The sequence below is a fragment of the Streptomyces sp. NPDC056480 genome, assembly GCF_042795405.1.
GTDB lineage: Bacteria > Actinomycetota > Actinomycetes > Streptomycetales > Streptomycetaceae > Streptomyces.
In genome coordinates this window covers 1-16,730 of record NZ_JBHTSA010000155.1, presented here as the reverse complement: position 1 = coordinate 16,730, position 16,730 = coordinate 1, and the positions used below count along the sequence as shown (strand labels likewise).

15 protein-coding genes are annotated in these 16,730 nt (G+C 73.4%); 7 read left to right on the top strand and 8 right to left on the bottom strand.

All coding sequences use genetic code 11. The features are described 5' to 3' along the window. The first annotated feature begins 76 nt into the window (after window positions 1–76). Window positions 77–979, top strand: coding sequence for an endolytic transglycosylase MltG (gene mltG / locus ACFQ79_RS36840; protein WP_383591740.1), 903 nt, complete (start codon window positions 77–79; stop codon window positions 977–979). 6 nt (window positions 980–985) lie between these two features. On the opposite strand, the gene ACFQ79_RS36835 is transcribed toward mltG, so the two are convergent. From ACFQ79_RS36835 to ACFQ79_RS36810, 6 genes are all read right to left on the bottom strand, one after another. Next, complete coding sequence (locus tag ACFQ79_RS36835) at window positions 986–2,209, bottom strand: NAD(P)-binding domain-containing protein (protein WP_383591737.1); 1,224 nt, start codon at window positions 2,207–2,209, stop codon at window positions 986–988. Window positions 2,210–2,357: 148 nt separating this feature from the next. Continuing rightward, window positions 2,358–3,569, bottom strand: a complete 1,212-nt coding sequence (locus ACFQ79_RS36830) for an LLM class flavin-dependent oxidoreductase (RefSeq protein ID WP_383591734.1) — start codon at window positions 3,567–3,569, stop codon at window positions 2,358–2,360. After that, on the bottom strand, window positions 3,566–4,600 hold the full coding sequence (locus ACFQ79_RS36825) for an ABC transporter substrate-binding protein (RefSeq protein ID WP_383591732.1): 1,035 nt from the start codon (window positions 4,598–4,600) through the stop codon (window positions 3,566–3,568). The genes ACFQ79_RS36830 and ACFQ79_RS36825 overlap by 4 nt, the downstream gene beginning before the upstream one ends. A 79-nt stretch (window positions 4,601–4,679) precedes the next feature. Further along, window positions 4,680–5,411: an ABC transporter ATP-binding protein gene (locus ACFQ79_RS36820; protein WP_383591729.1), complete on the bottom strand. Its 732-nt coding sequence runs from the start codon at window positions 5,409–5,411 to the stop codon at window positions 4,680–4,682. Then, on the bottom strand, window positions 5,384–6,244 hold the full coding sequence (locus tag ACFQ79_RS36815) for an ABC transporter permease (RefSeq protein ID WP_383591726.1): 861 nt from the start codon (window positions 6,242–6,244) through the stop codon (window positions 5,384–5,386). Before ACFQ79_RS36815 ends, ACFQ79_RS36820 begins: the two co-directional genes overlap by 28 nt. A 168-nt stretch (window positions 6,245–6,412) precedes the next feature. Then, complete coding sequence (locus tag ACFQ79_RS36810) at window positions 6,413–6,496, bottom strand: putative leader peptide (protein ID WP_351816447.1); 84 nt, start codon at window positions 6,494–6,496, stop codon at window positions 6,413–6,415. A 196-nt stretch (window positions 6,497–6,692) separates the two neighbouring features. Between ACFQ79_RS36810 and ACFQ79_RS36805 the strand changes: the two genes are divergently transcribed. From ACFQ79_RS36805 to ACFQ79_RS36795, 3 genes are read left to right on the top strand one after another with little or no spacing between them, the layout of a single operon-like run. Beyond that, the gene (locus tag ACFQ79_RS36805) at window positions 6,693–7,553 is read left to right on the top strand and encodes an ABC transporter ATP-binding protein (protein ID WP_383591724.1); all 861 of its coding nucleotides are present in this window, start codon (window positions 6,693–6,695) and stop codon (window positions 7,551–7,553) included. After that, window positions 7,550–8,527, top strand: coding sequence for an ABC transporter substrate-binding protein (locus ACFQ79_RS36800; RefSeq protein WP_383591721.1), 978 nt, complete (start codon window positions 7,550–7,552; stop codon window positions 8,525–8,527). The genes ACFQ79_RS36805 and ACFQ79_RS36800 overlap by 4 nt, the downstream gene beginning before the upstream one ends. 4 nt (window positions 8,528–8,531) lie before the next feature. Then, window positions 8,532–10,601, top strand: a complete 2,070-nt coding sequence (locus ACFQ79_RS36795) for an iron ABC transporter permease (protein WP_383591718.1) — start codon at window positions 8,532–8,534, stop codon at window positions 10,599–10,601. Window positions 10,602–10,723: 122 nt separating this feature from the next. On the opposite strand, the gene ACFQ79_RS36790 is transcribed toward ACFQ79_RS36795, so the two are convergent. Further along, the gene (locus ACFQ79_RS36790) at window positions 10,724–11,488 is read right to left on the bottom strand and encodes a maleylpyruvate isomerase family mycothiol-dependent enzyme (RefSeq protein ID WP_383591715.1); all 765 of its coding nucleotides are present in this window, start codon (window positions 11,486–11,488) and stop codon (window positions 10,724–10,726) included. Window positions 11,489–11,652: 164 nt separating this feature from the next. On the opposite strand from ACFQ79_RS36790, the gene ACFQ79_RS36785 reads away from it, so the two are divergent. After that, window positions 11,653–12,201, top strand: a complete 549-nt coding sequence (locus ACFQ79_RS36785; protein ID WP_383591712.1) for an FABP family protein — start codon at window positions 11,653–11,655, stop codon at window positions 12,199–12,201. A 4-nt stretch (window positions 12,202–12,205) separates the two neighbouring features. Continuing rightward, entirely contained in the window at window positions 12,206–14,359 is a 2,154-nt protein-coding gene (locus tag ACFQ79_RS36780) for a prolyl oligopeptidase family protein (RefSeq protein WP_383591710.1), read from the top strand. Here ACFQ79_RS36780 and ACFQ79_RS36775 read toward each other — a convergent pair. Then, window positions 14,307–15,290: a LuxR C-terminal-related transcriptional regulator gene (locus tag ACFQ79_RS36775; RefSeq protein WP_383591707.1), complete on the bottom strand. Its 984-nt coding sequence runs from the start codon at window positions 15,288–15,290 to the stop codon at window positions 14,307–14,309. The genes ACFQ79_RS36780 and ACFQ79_RS36775 overlap by 53 nt on opposite strands. A gap of 239 nt (window positions 15,291–15,529) precedes the next feature. On the opposite strand from ACFQ79_RS36775, the gene ACFQ79_RS36770 reads away from it, so the two are divergent. Further along, window positions 15,530–16,730, top strand: a 1,201-nt coding sequence (locus ACFQ79_RS36770; RefSeq protein WP_383591704.1) for a DNA gyrase subunit B, incomplete at its 3' end; no start/stop codon positions are given.

Genomic DNA, 16,730 nt, shown 5'->3' with positions numbered 1-16,730 from the left:
CGTCCCAGGGAACCGGCGGCGCCGCCGCGTGCGCGGGCTCCCGGGATTCCCGTACGCGGCGGGTTAGCGTGCGGCCATGACGTACCGGCCGCCGACACCGTACGCACCCCCACACCGCCGCCCTTCCCTTCCCCCGGGCCTCCGTCCGTCCCGACGCCGTCCCCGGCTCACCCGGCGCGGTCGCGTCGCCCTCCTCCTCGGTGCCCTCGCCGCCGTGGCCGTCGCCGTCGCCGTCGCCCTGCCCCTGCTCCTGACGCGGGACGAACCGGCCGTCGAGCAGCCCCGGGCCTTCCTCGTCCCCGAGGGCCGCCGGGCCGGCCAGGTCTACACATCCGTCGACCGGGCGCTCGGCCTGCCCGAGGGCACCACCCGCAAGGCGGCGACCGCGTCCGCCACCGCCCTCCCGCTGCCGGCGGCCGCCGGAGGGAACCCCGAGGGCTACCTCTTCCCGGCGACGTATCCCGTCCTCGACGCCACCACCCCCGAGGGGCTGCTCCGCTTCATGGCCGACACGGCCGCGAAGCGCTTCGGGGCCGCCCGGATCGCCGAGGGCGCGCGGGCACACGGCATGAGCGTGTACGAGACGGTGATCGCGGCCAGCATCGTCCAGGCCGAGGCCGACAACCCGGAGGACATGGCCAAGGTCGCCCGGGTCGTCCACAACCGGCTCGCCCGGGGCATGGCCCTCCAGATGGACTCGACCCTCAACTACGCGCTCGGCCGCAGCACCGTGGACACCACGGTCGAGGACACCCGGCTCCGGAGCCCGTACAACACCTACGAGCACAAGGGTCTGCCGCCGACGCCCATCGGCAACCCGGGGGACCAGGCCGTGGACGCGGTCATCCGTCCGGCGGACGGCGACTGGCTCTACTTCGTCACGGTGACCCCCGGGGACACCCGCTTCACCGCCGACTACGCGGCCCACCAGGTCAACGTGGCCGAGTTCAACGCCAACCGGGGTGCCGAGAACGGCTGAGCCGGATCACACCGAGGCGGTCACCGGGGCGGCCGGCGTCATGGCATCCGGGACGGCCCCCGAGGCGACCCCCGGGACGGCCCCCGCCGTGGCCGCCTCGGCCGGCGTCCCGCGCCGCAGCAGGCGTCGGATGTCCGAGACCGCCGCCCGCCCGGCCCGGTTCGCGCCGATCGTCGACGCCGACGGTCCGTACCCCACGAGGTGGACGCGCTCGTCCCGGACCGCGTGCGTGCCCTCGACCCGGATCCCGCCGCCCGGCTCGCGCAGCCGCAGCGGGGTGAGATGGTCGATCGCCGCCCGGAAGCCGGTCGCCCAGAGGATCACATCCACGTCGACGGTCCGGCCGTCGTCCCAGGCCACCCCGGTCGGCGTGATCCGGTCGAACATCGGGAGGCGGTCCAGGATCCCGCGCGCGCGTGCCGCGCGGATCGCGTCGTTGAGGGGGAGCCCGGTGACCGAGACGACACTCTTCGGCGGCAGCCCCTGCCGTACCCGCTCCTCCACCAGGGCGACGGCGGCCCGCCCCTCCATCTCCCCGAACGGCCCCTCGCGCCAGACCGGCTCGCGCCGGGTCACCCAGAACGTGTCGGCGGCGACGTCCGCGATCTCCATGAGGTGCTGCGTGCCCGAGGCTCCGCCGCCGACGACCAGGACCCGCTTCCCGGCGAACTCCTCCGGGCCCGGGTAGCCGGCGGTGTGCAGCTGGCGCCCCCGGAAGGTCTCCTGGCCCGGATAGCGCGGCCAGAAGGGGCGGTCCCAGGTTCCGGTGGCGTTGATCACGGCACGGGTGGCGTACGTCCCCTCGGAGGACTCGACCAGGAGCCGCCCGGCCTCGTCCTCCCGTCCGCCGTCGCCCTCGCGGACGGCCGTGACGTCGACGGGGCGGTGGATCCGCAGGCCGAAGGTCTGCTCGTACGAGTCGAAGTACGCGCCGATCACCTCCGATGAGGGCCGCGCGGGGTCGGCGCCGGTCAGCTCCATGCCGGGCAGCGCGTGCATGCCGTGCACCTTGCCGTACGTGAGGGAGGGCCAGCGGAACTGCCAGGCGCCGCCCGGCCTCGGGGCGTGGTCCAGGACGACGAAGTCCCGGTCCGGCTCCAGGCCGGTGCGGCGCAGGTGGAAGGCGGCCGAGAGCCCGGCCTGTCCCGCGCCGATGACGACGACGTCCACGGCCTTCGGCCGGCCGGCCGTCGCCTCGGTCCCTGACTCTTCGACCCCGTAATCGTTCACGGTTCTACCAACCGAGGTGGGGGCGCGGATCTTCCCGCGCCCCCACGACGGGAGCCTCTCCGCGCTCCAGCGGCCGGGGCCCCCGCGCTCCCGCGGCCGGAGCCTCCCCCGCGCTCTCCACGGCGGGAGCCGACCCGCCGGCCGCGTCCTACCGCCCGCCCGCCACGAGCAGCGGCGCACCCCCCGGAGCGGAGGCCGGACGGCCGTTCGCGGCGGGGACGCCCAGCAGCGGGGAGGGCAGGGCCGTCGGCAGCAGACCGCGCGCCGCCAGCTCCGGCCGCACGCCCTCGCCGAACCAGTAGGCCTCCTCCAGGTGCGGGTAGCCGGACAGGACGAAGTGCTCCACGCCCAGGTCGTGGTACTCCTCGATCCGGTCCGCGACCTCGGCGTGGCTGCCGACGAGCGCGGTGCCGGCGCCGCCCCGTACGAGACCGACGCCCGCCCACAGGTTCGGCGAGATCTCCAGCCGGTCGCGGCCGAGGGAGCCGCCCTCGTGCAGCGCCAGCATCCGCTGCTGGCCGACCGACTCGCTCCTGCCCAGCACCTGCTGCGCGGCGGCGATCGTCTCCGCGTCGAGATCGGAGAGCAGCCGGTCGGCCGTCGCCCAGGCCTCGCGCGCCGAGTCACGGGAGATCGTGTGCAGCCGGATCCCGAAGCGGACCGTGCGGCCGCGCTCCTCCGCGAGGCCCCGGATCCAGTCGATCTTCTCCTTCACCTGCCACGGCGGCTCGCCCCAGGTCAGATAGACGTCCGCGTGCTCGGCCGCCACCGGGCCGGCCGCGGCGGAGGAGCCGCCGAAGAAGATCTCGGGCAGCGGGTCCGGCGGCAGTGCGGTGAGCCCGCCCTCGATCCGGAAGTGCTCGCCCTCGTAGTCGAACGGCCGCCCGCTCCACGCGCCCCGCACGACCGCAAGGAACTCGGCCGTGCGCGCGTACCGCCGGTCGTGGTCCAGGTGGTCGCCGAAGCGGCGCTGTTCGGCGGAGTCCCCGCCGGTCACCACGTTGAGGAGGAGCCGGCCGCGGGTGATCCGCTGGTACGTGGACGCCATCTGGGCCGCGAGCACCGGCGAGATCACCCCTGGCCGGAACGCCACCAGGAACTTGAGCCGTTCGGTGTGCTGGGCGAGCGCGACCGTGGTCAGCCAGGCGTCCTCGCACCACGTCCCGGTCGGGGTCAGCACGGCCTCGAACCCCAACTGCTCGGCCGCCTTGGCGATCTGGATCAGATAGTCGATGTCGGGCGCGCGCACCCCGGACACGGTGCGGTCGCGGGTGATCCCGCCGTCCGTGTAGGCGTGCCGGTCGACGAGGGTCCGGCCGTCGCCGCCGGTGGGCAGGAACCAGTGCAGATGGACGGTCATGAGGAGGCCTTTCCGTAGCTGCGCGCCGGAGTGGTGGAGGGCGGCAGGTCCTTGTTGAAGCGGGTGTCGACGTAGTCGGCGAAGCGGAACGTGCGCGGGATGAGTCCGAGGGCGGCGAACGTGTCGGCGATCTTCTGCTCGGAGGCGATGGCGGCGTCGTCGATGGCGACCGGGATACGGGTGCCGTTGCTGCGCTTCACCGCGGCAAGGGCCACCTCGTACGGCAGTCCGGTCTCCTTCGCCCAGACCTTCGCCCAGTCCTCGGGGTGGTCGAACACCCAGTCCTGGGCGCGCCGGAGCCGCTCGACGAAGTCGCCGACGGCCTTGGCCTTCGCGGGGTCGGCGAGCGCCGAGGGCGCGGCGACCTGGAAGCCGAGGCCGTTGACGAGCCCGCGCCCGTCGGCGAGGACCCGGCCCTTGCCGCTCAGCAGGACCTGCGAGGTGTACGGGTCCCAGACCGCCCACGCGTCCACCTTGCCGCTGGTGAACGCGGCGAGCGCGTCGGCCGGTTGCAGCAGGGTGACCTGGACGTCGGCGAGCTTCAGCCCCGCCTTCGCGAGCGAGGCGATGAGCTGGAAGTGGGCGGAGCTGCCCTGGGCGACGGCGACCTTCCTGCCCTTGAGGTCCCGGGTGCTGCGCAGGGGCGAGTCCTTCGCGACGAGGATCGCCTCGCCCGCGGAGTCGCCGTGCGTCGCGGAGACCACGGTGATCTTCGAGTCGGCGCCCGCGGCGAAGACGGGCGGGGTGTTGCCGACCGAGCCGATGTCGACGGCCTTGGCGTTCACCGCCTCCAGCAGGGGTGGTCCTGAGGTGAACGTCGACCAGGTGACCCGGTACGGGAGGTCGTCGAGTTCACCCGCGGCCCGCAGCAGCGCCTCGGCGCCGCCCTTCTGGTCGCCGACGTTCAGGACGAGGGAGCCCTTGCCGTCGGAGTTCGAGGACGAACCGGCGGCGGAGGCGCCGGAGCAGGCGGAGGCGAGCAGCGCGAGCGGCACGAGCAGCGCCGCGGTGGACAGGCGGAAGGACTTCACAGGGATCGCTCCTTGGCGAGGGGATGGGGAGGGGGAGAGGGAGGGGGAGGACGACGGGCGGGGGCACGGGCGTGGGCGCTCAGGCCGGGTGACCGGCGAACTCGCCTTCACTGACGCCGAGTTCGGCCAGGAGGCGGGTCCGGAGCGCGGCCAGGGCGGGATCGCCGGCGGAGCGGGGCCGCTCCAGGTCGACGGCGGTGTCGTACGCGATGACGCCGTCCCGCATCACCAGGGCTCGGTCCGCGAGCTGCAGGGCCTCGTCCACGTCGTGGGTGACGAGCAGGACCGTGCAGCCGCGTCGCTGCCACAGCTCGGCCACGAGGCGCTGGGCCTTGATCCGGGTCAGTGCGTCGAGCGCGCCGAACGGCTCGTCGAGCAGCAGCAGATCAGGGTCCCGTACCAAGGCCCGTGCGAGGGAGGCCCGTTGGGCCTCGCCGCCGGAGAGCGTCTTCGGCCAGGCTCCCGAGCGGTCGCCGAGCCCGACCTCCGCCAGGGCCTTCTCCGCCACCGCACGGCCCGGCTTGCCCGGCAGCCCGAGGAGCACATTGCGCCAGACCCGCTTCCACGGCATCAGGCGCGGCGCCTGGAAGGCGACGGCGCGACGGCGCGGGACGAGAACGGTGCCGGAGATCTCCCGGTCGAGCCCGGCGAGGACCCGGAGGAGGGTGGACTTGCCGCAGCCGCTGTGCCCCAGGAGCGCGGTGAACTGCCCTGCGTACAGGGTGAGATCGAGACCGTCGACGACCGGTCGCCCGTCGAAGGAGCGGGTGAGGCCCTGGACGGTCACTGTCCGGTGAAGGTCGGTCGCCATTGCAGCAGCAGCCTTTCGAGAGTGCGGACGACGGCGTCGGCGAGAAGGCCGAGGAAGGCGTAGACGACCAGGCAGACGACGATCACGTCCGTGCGGAAGAACTCCCGGGCCTGGTTCATGAGGAAGCCGATGCCGGCGTCGGCGTTGATGGACTCGCCGAAGACCAGTGCCAGCCAGGCGGTGGCGAGGGAGTAGCGCAGCCCGGTCATGGCTCCCGGCAGCGCGCCCGGCAGTACGACGTGCCGGACGAGGCCCCAGCGTCCGAGCCCCAAGGACTGTCCGGCTTCGACGAGTTGAGCGTCGACGCCGCGGATTCCGGCGTACACGTTCAGATAGAGGTGGAAGGCGACGCCGAGAGCGATCAGCGCCACCTTGGGCGCCTCCCCGATGCCCAGCCAGATGATGAGGAGCGGGATCAGGCCGACCCAGGGCACGGTCCGCAGCATCTGGACGGGGGCGTCGACGAGGTCCTCGCCGAGCCGGGAGAGCCCGGAGAGCAGGGCGAGCGCGATGCCGACGATCCCGCCGATCAGCAGTCCGGCGGCGACCCGGCGCAGGGAGACGCCCATCGCGGTGGGCAGGGTCCCGTCGCCGATCAGCTCACCGCCGGCGCGGGCGATGGTCCCCGGCGAGGCGAGCGCGTCGGTCGGCAGGACCCCCGTCGTGCTCAGGGTCTGCCACAGGGCGAGGAGCAGGACGGGGCCCACGGTGCGGCGCAGCCAGCGCGGGACGGTGGGGGTGCGGCCGGGGCCGCGGTCGGGGGTGAGGGCTTCGACATCCGGCAAAGGCGATATGTCGGGCGGAGAATGGGGTGGGGCGTGGCCGACCGTCATGGCGGGGCTCCGGGGGAGTGGGGTGGGGAGAGGGCGTGGGGGTACGCGTCAGCGACCGCGGGCGGCGCGGGGCGGGCGCGGGCACACGGCGATCAGGGCGTCAGCGGGGGTACGCGTACGGCGCGCGGCGTCGGGGGGACGGTGGCGCGTCGAGGGCGTGAAAGGGCGTCAGCAGCCGCGGCGACACGCGGCGGAGGCCACCCGCAGCAGGTCGATGTGACCGCGCGTGGTGAGCAGGGCTGTACGCAACATGGCGCGAAGGTAGCGACGCCCGGGCCACGGGTCAACAGTGTCTCGGAGCGTGGACGCGCTTCGGCGAACCGTGGACGCGGTGCGGCGTCGAAAGGGCGGAACGAGACGGGGAGATCAGCTTGGCCTGAATGCATCTTGTGTCCGCGACTCAGGACCGCCTTTTGCCGATCGGTAAGGTTAGGCTAACCTCTGCGACGTGCAAGCAGTTGAACAGACCGACGCGACACCAAGTCCCCGCGGTCATGAACTCTCGGCCACGGGTGTCACCGTGGCGTACGAAGGCGTCGATGTCGTCCACGACGCCTCCATGACGCTGCGCCCCGGCGAAGTGACCGTCCTCGTCGGACCCAACGGCAGTGGCAAGTCGACGCTGCTCCGCACCATCGCACGGCTCCAGCAGCCCCGCGCCGCCACGCTCGTGCTCGACGGGACCGTCGACGGCCTCGCGCTGAGCCCCCGTGAGTTCTCGCGCCGCGTCGCCCTGCTCACTCAGGGCCGCCCCACGCCCAGCGGACTCACGGTGCGCGACGTGGTCGAGTTCGGCCGCTACCCCTACCGGGGACGCTGGGGCAAGGCCGATCCGGGCGGCAAGGAGGCGGTGGACCGCGCGCTCGCGATGACCGGCGTCACGGAACTCGCCGAACGCGGCGCCGAGCACCTCTCCGGCGGCCAGCTCCAGCGCGTCTGGCTCGCCGGCTGCCTCGCGCAACAGACGGGCGTGCTGCTGCTCGACGAACCCACGACCTACCTCGACCTGCGCTACCAGGTCGAACTCCTCGACCTCATGCGCGACCTGGCGGACGACCACGGCATCGCCGTCGGCGCCGTCCTCCACGACCTCGACCAGGCCGCGGCCGTCGCCGACCGGATCGTCCTGCTCGACGCGGGACGGGTCGTCGCGGACGGCGACCCCGAGGACGTACTGACTCCCGAGCGGCTGACCGGCACGTACGGCATCCGCATCGAAGTAGACACCGATCCACTCACCGGCCGGCTGCGCACCCGTGCGATAGGCCGCCACCACTCGCGAAGCGAAAGGCTCAGCACCACATCATGAGACGACTTCTCCTCACCGCGGCGGCCGCCACCACCGCGGCCCTCGCCCTGTCCGCCTGCGGTACCACCGAGCCCGCCGCCGACGACGCGAAGAAGAGCACCGAGCGCATCACCCTCACCGACTCCACGGGCGAGAAGGTCGAGCTCGACGGCCCCGCCAAGAAGGTCGTCGGCACCGAGTGGAACGTCGTCGAGCACCTGATCACGCTGGGCGTCGACCCGGTCGGCGTCGCCGACGTCAAGGGCTACAAGACCTGGGACACCGCCGTCCCGCTCAAGAACGAGCCGAAGGACATCGGCACCCGCGGCGAGCCGAGCGTGGAGACCGTCGCCGCCCTCAAGCCCGACCTCATCGTCGCCACCACCGACCTGCCGCCGGCCGCCGTGAAGCAGCTGCGCAAGGTCGCCCCGGTCCTGACGCTGAAGGCCGCCGACGCCGCCGACCCGATCGGCCGGATGAACGCGGACCTCGACGCCATCGCCAAGGCCACCGGCACCACGCAGAAGTCCGAGGAGCTCAAGAAGGAGTTCCAGGCGAAGCTCGACGAGGGCAAGAAGGCCCTCGCCGACGCCGGTCTCGCCGGGACGAAGTACGCCTTCGCCGACGGCTACGTGATGTCCAACCAGGTCTCGATCCGCCCCTACACCAGCGGTTCGCTGATCGGCGCGGTGAACGAGAAGCTCGGTCTGAAGAACGCCTGGACCGTCAAGGGCGACCCGGCCTACGGCCTCGGCACCACCGACGTCGAGGGCCTCACCAAGCTCGGCGACGTGCAGTTCGCCTACGTCGGCAACGACGACGACGCCGGCAGCACGCCCTTCACCGGTGTCCTCGCCAAGGACAAGGTCTGGACGTCCCTGCCGTTCGTCAAGAAGGGCAACGTGCACCGCCTTCCCGACGGCATCTGGATGTTCGGCGGCCCCCAGTCGATGAGCAAGTACGTCGACTCCGTCGTCGCAGCGCTGACGAAGTAACACCATGGCCGTCACCGCAACCACCCCCGCCACCCGTCCGCCGACGGCCACGTCCCGGACGGGCGCGGCCCCGGTGACGGCCGCCCTGGTCCTCCTCGTCGCGGCACTCGCGCTCGTGGACATCACGCAAGGCACCGCCGCGGTCGGCGCGGCCGAGGTGTGGAAGGCGTTCACGGGCCAGGCCGATCCGGCCGACGCGTCCGTCGTCATCGCCTCCCGGCTGCCGAGGATGACCGCCGGCCTCCTGGTCGGCGCCGTCCTCGGCCTGGCGGGCGCCGCCCTCCAGGCCGTCAGCCGCAACGTCCTCGCCTCGCCCGACACCCTCGCCGTCAACGCGGGTTCCTACTTCGCGCTCGGCCTCGGCGCCGCCTTCGGCCTCTCGCTCCCGCTGTTCGCCTCCTCCGCGCTCGCCTTCGTCGGCGGTCTCGCGGCGGCGGCCGTCGTCCTCGCCCTCTCGGGCCTCGGCGCCGGAACCGTCCGCCTCGTCCTCGCGGGCAGTGCCCTCACCCTCGGCCTCACCGCCGTCACCGAAGGCATGCTCCTGCTGTTCCCCGCGGAGACCGAGGGCCTCTACCAGTGGAACCAGGGCAGCATCTCCCAGAACGGCTTCGACGGCGTCCTGCAGATGGCCCCGATCGCCGTCACGGGCCTCGTCGGACTGCTGCTCCTCGCCCGCCGGATCGACGCCCTCGCCCTCGGCGACGACGCCGCCCGCGGCCTCGGCGTCCCCGTCCGCGCCACCCGGGTCACCGCCGTCGTCCTCGCCGCCCTGCTCTCGACGGCCGCCGTCACCCTCGCCGGACCCGTCGGCTACGTCGGCCTCTGCGCCCCCGCGATCGTCCGGCCGCTCGCCCGCAGGTTCCGGGGCTTCACCAGGTCGCGCGGCTTCCTGCCCGCGACCGCACTCACCGGCGCCGCCCTCGTGCTCGGTTCCGACGTCCTGCTGCGCGCCCTCGTGCCGGCGGACGTGGCGGTCTCCGTGCCGACCGGCGTCGTCACCAGCCTCGTCGGCGCCGTCTTCCTGATCGTCATGGCCACCCGCGTCCGGGACTCGGCCGGAGCCACCGCCACCGAGCGGCTCCACATCAGGACCAGGGCCCGCTTCCTCACCGTCACCGCCGTCCTGGTGGCCGTGGTGATCGCCGTCGCCGTCGCCGGCGTACTCCTCGGCGACAGCAAACTGCTCCTCGGCGACGTACTGAACTGGGCCCAGGGACAGGCCGGCCGGACCGTCACCTTCGTCCTCGACACCCGGGTGCCCCGCGTCCTGGCCGCCCTCTTCGCGGGCGCCGCGCTCGCCCTGGCCGGCACCCTCGTGCAGGCCGTCACCCGCAACCCGCTCGCCGAACCCGGCATCCTGGGCGTCTCAGGCGGAGCCGCGCTCGGTGCCGTGCTCCTCGTGACGACCGTGCCCATCGCCGGTTCGTGGGGCATGGCCGGCGCCGCGTTCGCGGGCGCCGCCGTCAGCTCCGTCCTCGTCTTCGGACTGGCCGCGCGGGGCGGGTTCCAGCAGAACCGGCTCGTCCTCGTCGGCTTCGGCGTCGCCATCGCCGCCTCCGCCCTGATCAGCCTCCTGATCATCCTCACCGACCCGTTCAACGCGACGAAGGCCCTCACCTGGCTGTCGGGCTCCACCTACGGGCGGTCGCTGCCCGACGTGGTTCCCCTGATCGCCGTCCTCGCCGTGGGCACGGCCGTCGCGTTCGCCAGGCGCACCGAACTCGACCTCGTCTCGCTCGACGAGGACACCCCGCGCCTCCTCGGCCTCGGCCTGGGCCGCGCACGACTCGGCTTCCTCGCCCTCTCCGTCCTGCTCACCGCCACCGCCGTCGCCGCCGCCGGCACGATCGGCTTCGTGGGCCTCGTCGCACCCCACGCGGCCCGGGCCCTGGTCGGCCGTCAGCACGCGCGCGTGGTGCCGGTCGCGATCCTCCTCGGTGCCGTCCTCGTCTGCACCGCCGACCTCGTCGGCCGCACGGTGATCGCTCCGGCCCAGCTCGGCGCGGGCCTGATGACGGCGGTCATCGGCACGCCGTACTTCCTCTACCTGCTGGTACGGAGCCGACGCGGCTGAGCCCGAACCCCCTGTGGGGCCACCTCTCCGCTCCGCGGCCGTGCGGAACGGAACGGATGCGCCGGGAGCCCTCCGCCGGGTCGCCACCGGCGAGGGGTTCCGGACCGGACCGTCCTCGGGCCTCAGCCCCAGTCCTGCAGCCGCTGGAGCAGGCCGGCGTCGCCCTCGATCCGCAGCGAGCCGGCCGGGATGCGCATGTACATGAGCAGGGCCATCTCGCTCGCCGTGCCGTGGACGGCCGCGGTGGGCTTGCTCTCGGCGGCCTCCGCCGCGGTGAGGCGGGTGAAGCGGGAACCGGCGGCGTCCACCGTCTGGCGCCAGGAGCCGGCCTCGGCCGCGTGGTAGTCCATGGTGGCGGGCTCGCCCGGCCACGGGACCGTGCCGGTGCAGACGGTGGCGAGGAACTCCTCGATGGCGTCGGCCGCCTCGGTCGCCGGCAGCTCCTGCGGGGTACCGGAGGCCAGCTGGGCGTCGTAGGTGTGGATCAGCGATTCCGGGACGCGGCGGCGGGCCACGGCGGCCACCGTGTGCGGCGAGGCCAGCGGTTCCCACCAGGCCCAGCAGCCCCGGTCCGGGCCGGCCTCGCGCAGCGCGATGAGCAGCTGCTCCGTCGAGTCGGCCAGCCAGGTTATGAGGGCCTCGCGCTCCCTGGGCGCCGCCAGCCCGTCCTTGCTCGGCCGTTCGTCGCCCGGCGCGGTGTTCAGCACGATGGAGGCCCAGAAGCGGTCCCCCTCACTGAGGTGGTTCGCCAGGTCGTACAGCGTCCAGCCCGGGCAGGACGGGACGTCGGCGTCGAGGCCGGGGGCCGCGGCGACGGCGGCGCGGAACGCGGCGGAACGCTCGTCAATCATCCGCAGCAGGGTGGGGAAACAGAGATGATCAGTCACGCGGACCTTCTATCACTCGGAACGGGGCCCTCGCACTCGGTTAACACCGGCCGGCAGATGGATCAATGTGCCGACCGGACCGGGCTCGCGGCCGATCCGGCCTGATCGACAGGAGACCCCCTAAGCTGCCCTCCGGCACAGGCCTCGACCCAGGAGCACGCACCATGACCGACCGCGACCGGCAGCCTCCGTACCCCGACGCCCTCCGGCCGGACGCGGCACCGGGCCCGCACGAGTTCCTCGCTCCGGTGACCGCGCTGCTCGGCACCTGGGTCGGCACGGGCCGCGGCGGGTACCCGACACTCGCCGAGGACTTCACGTACGCGCAGGAGGTCACCTTCAGCCACGACGGCCGCCCCTTCCTCCACTACGAGGCGCGCGCCTGGCTGATCGACGCGGACGGCACCCCGCTGCGACCCGCGGCCCGGGAGAGCGGCTGGTGGCGCCTCAAGCCCGAGGGCACCGTCGAGGCGCTGATCACCCAGCCCACCGGCATCGCCGAGATCATGGTCGGCCGCGCGGAGAACGGCACGATCGAGCTCGCCACCCACACGGTCGCGCTCGCCCCCACCGCCAAGGACGTCGAGGCCACCCGCCGCCGCTACACCCTCACGGACGCGGACACCCTCGACTTCGTCCACGACCTGGCGGCGGTGGGCCGGCCGCTGCAACACCATCTGTCGGCACGGCTGCGACGCGAGGACGGGAAGTAGACCCATGGGGAACCTGCACGACGACGACCCGTACCTGTGGCTGGAGGACGTCTCCGGAGAGGCCGCGCTGGCCTGGGTGGCCGAGCGGAACGCGGAGACCGCGGGAGCGGTGACCGGGGGCGACGCGTTCGGCGCCCTGAAGACGCGGCTGCGGGAGGTGCTCGACGCCTCCGACCGGATTCCCTACACCGTGCGGCGGGGTGAGCACCTGTACAACTTCTGGCGGGACGCGAACCACCTGCGCGGAGTGTGGCGGCGGACCACCCTGGAGCAGTACCGCCGGGACGACCCCGAGTGGGAGGTGCTCCTCGACGTCGACGCGCTGGCCGCCTCCGAGGGCGAGAAGTGGGTCTGGGACGGGGCCCGGGTACGCCGGCCGGGATACGACCGGGCCCTGGTACGGCTCTCGCGCGACGGTGGGGACGCCGTCGTCGTCCGCGAGTTCGACCTCGGCACGAGGGAGTTCGTCGACGACGGATTCCGGCTGCCCGAGGCCAAGACACGCATCGGATGGATCGACGACGACAGCGTCTTCGTCGGTACGGATCTGGGCCCGGGGTCGCTCACCGACTCCGGCTATCCGCGCACCGTCCGCCGATGGAGCCGCGGCACGCCCGTCGAGGACGCCACCCTCGTCTACGAGGCCGAACCGGCGGACGTGGCGGCCTGGGGCTACCGGGACACCACACCCGGGTTCGAGCGGGAGTTCGTCGGCCGCTCCCTGGACTTCTTCCACAGCGAGACGTACCTCCTGCGCCCCGACGGCACCCGCGTACGCATCGACGTGCCCGACGACGCGAGCGTCTACGCCCATCGGCAGTACCTGATCGTCACCCTCAAGTCCGCGTGGCTGGAGCAGCCGACGGGCTCGCTGCTCGCCTTCGGCTTCGACGCCTTCCTGGCGGGCGACCGCACGCCGGAGGTGCTGTTCACCCCCGATCCCCGGACCGCCCTCGCCGGACACACCTGGACCCGCAACCACCTCATCCTGGAGACGATGCGGGACGTCAGCACCCACATCGAGGTCCTCACCCCGGCCCCCGACGGCGGCGGCTGGACGCGCGAGCCGCTCGTCGGCGTCCCGGCCCTGTCCGCCGTCAGCGTCGTCGACACCGACCCCGACGTGTCCGACGAGTACTTCCTCGACGTGTCCGGATTCCTCCAGCCCTCCACCCTCCACCACGGGCGGATCGGCGCGGGCTCGGAGCCCCTCAAGCAGGCCCCGCACCACTTCGACCCCACCGGCCTCACCGTCGACCAGCACTTCGCGACCTCACGGGACGGCACCCGCGTCCCGTACTTCGTCGTCGGCCCCGACCGCGCCACCGCGCCCGGCCCGGGTCCCACCCTGCTCTACGGCTACGGCGGCTTCGAGGTCTCCCTCACCCCGTTCTACGGCGGGGTGACGGGCCGGGCCTGGCTGGAGCGCGGCGGCACCTACGTCATCGCGAACATCCGCGGCGGCGGCGAGTACGGCCCCGACTGGCACCAGGCCGCGCTCGGCGCCGAACGCCCCCGGGCCTTCGAGGACTTCGCCGCCGTCGCCGAGGACCTCGTCGCGCGGGGCATCACCACCCCGGCCATGCTGGGCGCCAAGGGCGGCAGCAACGGCGGGCTCCTCATGGGCGCCATGCTCACCCGCCACCCCGAGCTCTTCGGCGCGATCGTCGCCCAGGTGCCGCTCCTCGACATGACCCGCTTCCACAAGCTCCTCGCGGGCGCGTCCTGGATCGCCGAGTACGGCGACCCCGACGACGAGGCCGACCGCCCCCACCTCCTCGCGCTCTCCCCGTACCACCGGCTCGCGGCGGACCGGGACTACCCGCCGGTCCTCCTGATGACCTCGACCCGCGACGACCGGGTCCACCCCGGGCACGCGCGGAAGACGGCGGCCCGACTGCGGGAGCTCGGCCACCGGGTCCTCTTCCACGAGAACACCGGCGGCGGGCACGCGGGCGCGGGAGACAACGAACAGGCCGCCCACAACAGCGCGCTCGTGCACACCTATCTGTGGCAGCAGCTCACGGGATCGGGGTCGGGAGCGGGACGGGGAGAGGGAGCGGGAGCGGAGGTGCGGACCGGGGCGACGGCGATCCCCGGACCGCTCACAGCCACCCCGACCGCTGCGCCTGCAGCGCCATCTGGAACCGGCTCGTAGCCCCGAGCCGGGCCATCAGGACCTGCACGCGGCGGAAGAGCGTACGGCGGCTGACGCCGAGCTCCCGGGCGATGACCTCGTCGCTCGCGCCGGCCGCGAGCAGCCGGAGCAGACGCCGGTCGGCGGGCAGCAGCCCCGCCGGCCGGGCCGAACGGCCGTGGAACGGCAGCGCGTTCTGCCAGGCCTGCTCGAACAGCGCCACGAGCGCGGACAGCAGACCGCACGGCTGCACGACCAGCATCGTGTTGTACACGTCCGTCTCCTTGATCGACAGGGCGACCAGGGCGTACGCGTCGTCGATGATCACCAGCTTGACCGGCACCGACGGCAGGACCCGCGCCTGCTCGCCGGCCTCGATGCACGGCTCGATCGAGTTCTCCAACTGCCCCGGATGCTCGAGGGACTCCCGCGAGTACACCACCCGCTGGGTCACCCCGCGCGCGAGCGTGGCCAGCGCGTCGTCCGTGGCGCCGACGAGGGGGAAGTACGGCGGCGAGTCGAACTGCCGGATCTGCTCCCGGGCGCTCGTCCACGCCTGACGCATCCGGAGCCCGATGGCGTCACCCGTCACGACCTCCACCAGCGGGTCGTGATACCCCGCGAGCCGCTGCCGCCGGAACGACTCGAACGCGCCCCCGACGGTGATCCGGGAGGCGTCGAGCTCGGCCGCCCGGCGCCGCCCGAGGATCTCCAGACCCGCGGTGGGCGGCACCGGCGCCACGACGTCGGAGCCCTCCTCGGCGGTGCTCGCCAGACCGCAGTCGACCAGCTCGCGGTACGCCTCCGCCAGCGCCTCGTCCCCCAGCCCGGCCGCGGCGCCGATCGAACTCAGCGGCGCGGGCCCGCACTCCAGGAGCGTCCGGTAGACCCGGGCGCCCTCCTGCCCGATGCCCAGAAGCCGGAGTGCCTCGCTGAGTTTCTCGTTCGCCATGCCCCGATTATCGGCGTTTTCGATTCGGGGCCGTCGGTCCCCGCCGTTCATGTGCCGTGACGGGCCCGAGGGGTACCGCGGACGGCTGCCGGCGGGGGTCGGCACCCCCGGGGCCGACTGCCTCCCGGCAGGCGCCCACCTCCCCTCCCAGGCGTTCGCCGCAACCCATCTGACCTGGTGTTCTGTGGGAATCCGCCTACGCTGGCGGAGGTCTGCAAGGCACCGTCGGAGGGGACTTCATGAGCGACGCCGCACACACGTACGACGCCGGCCGCATCCAGGTGATCGAGGGCCTCGAGGCCATCCGGAAGAGGCCCGGGATGTACGTCGGATCGACCACGCGACGCGGTCTGCACCAGCTGGTGTTCGAAGCCCTGAGTCCGGCCGTGCACGGGGCCCTGACGCGTGGTTCCGGCTCCGTCGACGTCACGCTCACCTCCGACGGCGGCGTCCGGGTCGCCGACGACGGGCCCGGAGTCCCCTTCGGGAGCGCCGGAGACGCCGCTCCCGGCCTGGAAGCCCGGCTGACACAGGTGTACGCCGGGTGGGAGCGCGGCAGTGCGCGTGGGGTGCGGCTCGATCTCTTCGGCGTCGGGCTGTGCACCGTCAACGCGCTGTCGAGCCGCCTGACCGCCGAGGTGCGGCGCGGCGGAGTACGCGAGATCCAGGAGCACGCGCGCGGTGTCGCACTCGCTCCGCCCACCCCCGCCGGGCCCGCGACGGGGAGCGGGACCACTCTCGCCTTCTGGCCGGACGCGGACATCTTCGAGACGACGGAATGCTCGTACGACGTGCTCGCGGACCGCTTGAGGGAGCTCGCCTTCCTGAACCGGGGCCTGCGCATGTCGCTGACCGACGAACGCCCCCCGGGCGGGGCCGTGACCGAGCGGTTCGAGGGCGGGGTGCGGGACTTCGTCGCCTTCCTGGAGAGCGCCGCCGACGGCACGCCCGTCCACTCGGACATCCTCGGCTTCGAGGTGGAGGACCCGCGGACGGCGGGGACGGTGGAGGTGGCACTCCGGTGGCGCGACTCGGGGGACGTGGTGGTCGAGGGCTTCGCCAACAGCCGACGTACGCATGAAGGCGGCGCGCACGTGGAGGGCTTCCACGCCGGACTGGCGGCCGCGGTCACCGCGTACGCGAGGCAGCGGAGCCTCCTGACGGCGGCGGACGCCGATCTCGATGCCGAGCGGGTCGGCGAGGGCCTCACCGCGGTCGTCTCGGTGAAGCTGGACCGGCCGGAGTTCCACGGAGCCACCCGCGCGCTCCTGGCCGGCGCGGCGGTGCGCTCCCGCGTCGAGGAGGCCGTCCGCGACCACGTCGGCACATGGCTGGAGCGGCACCCGGAGCAGGCGTCGGCCGTCGTCGACCGCATCGTCGGGGGAGCGGGCCGGGACCGGCCCGCCGGGCAGGGGCGCCGCTACTCACCCACGGGTGAGT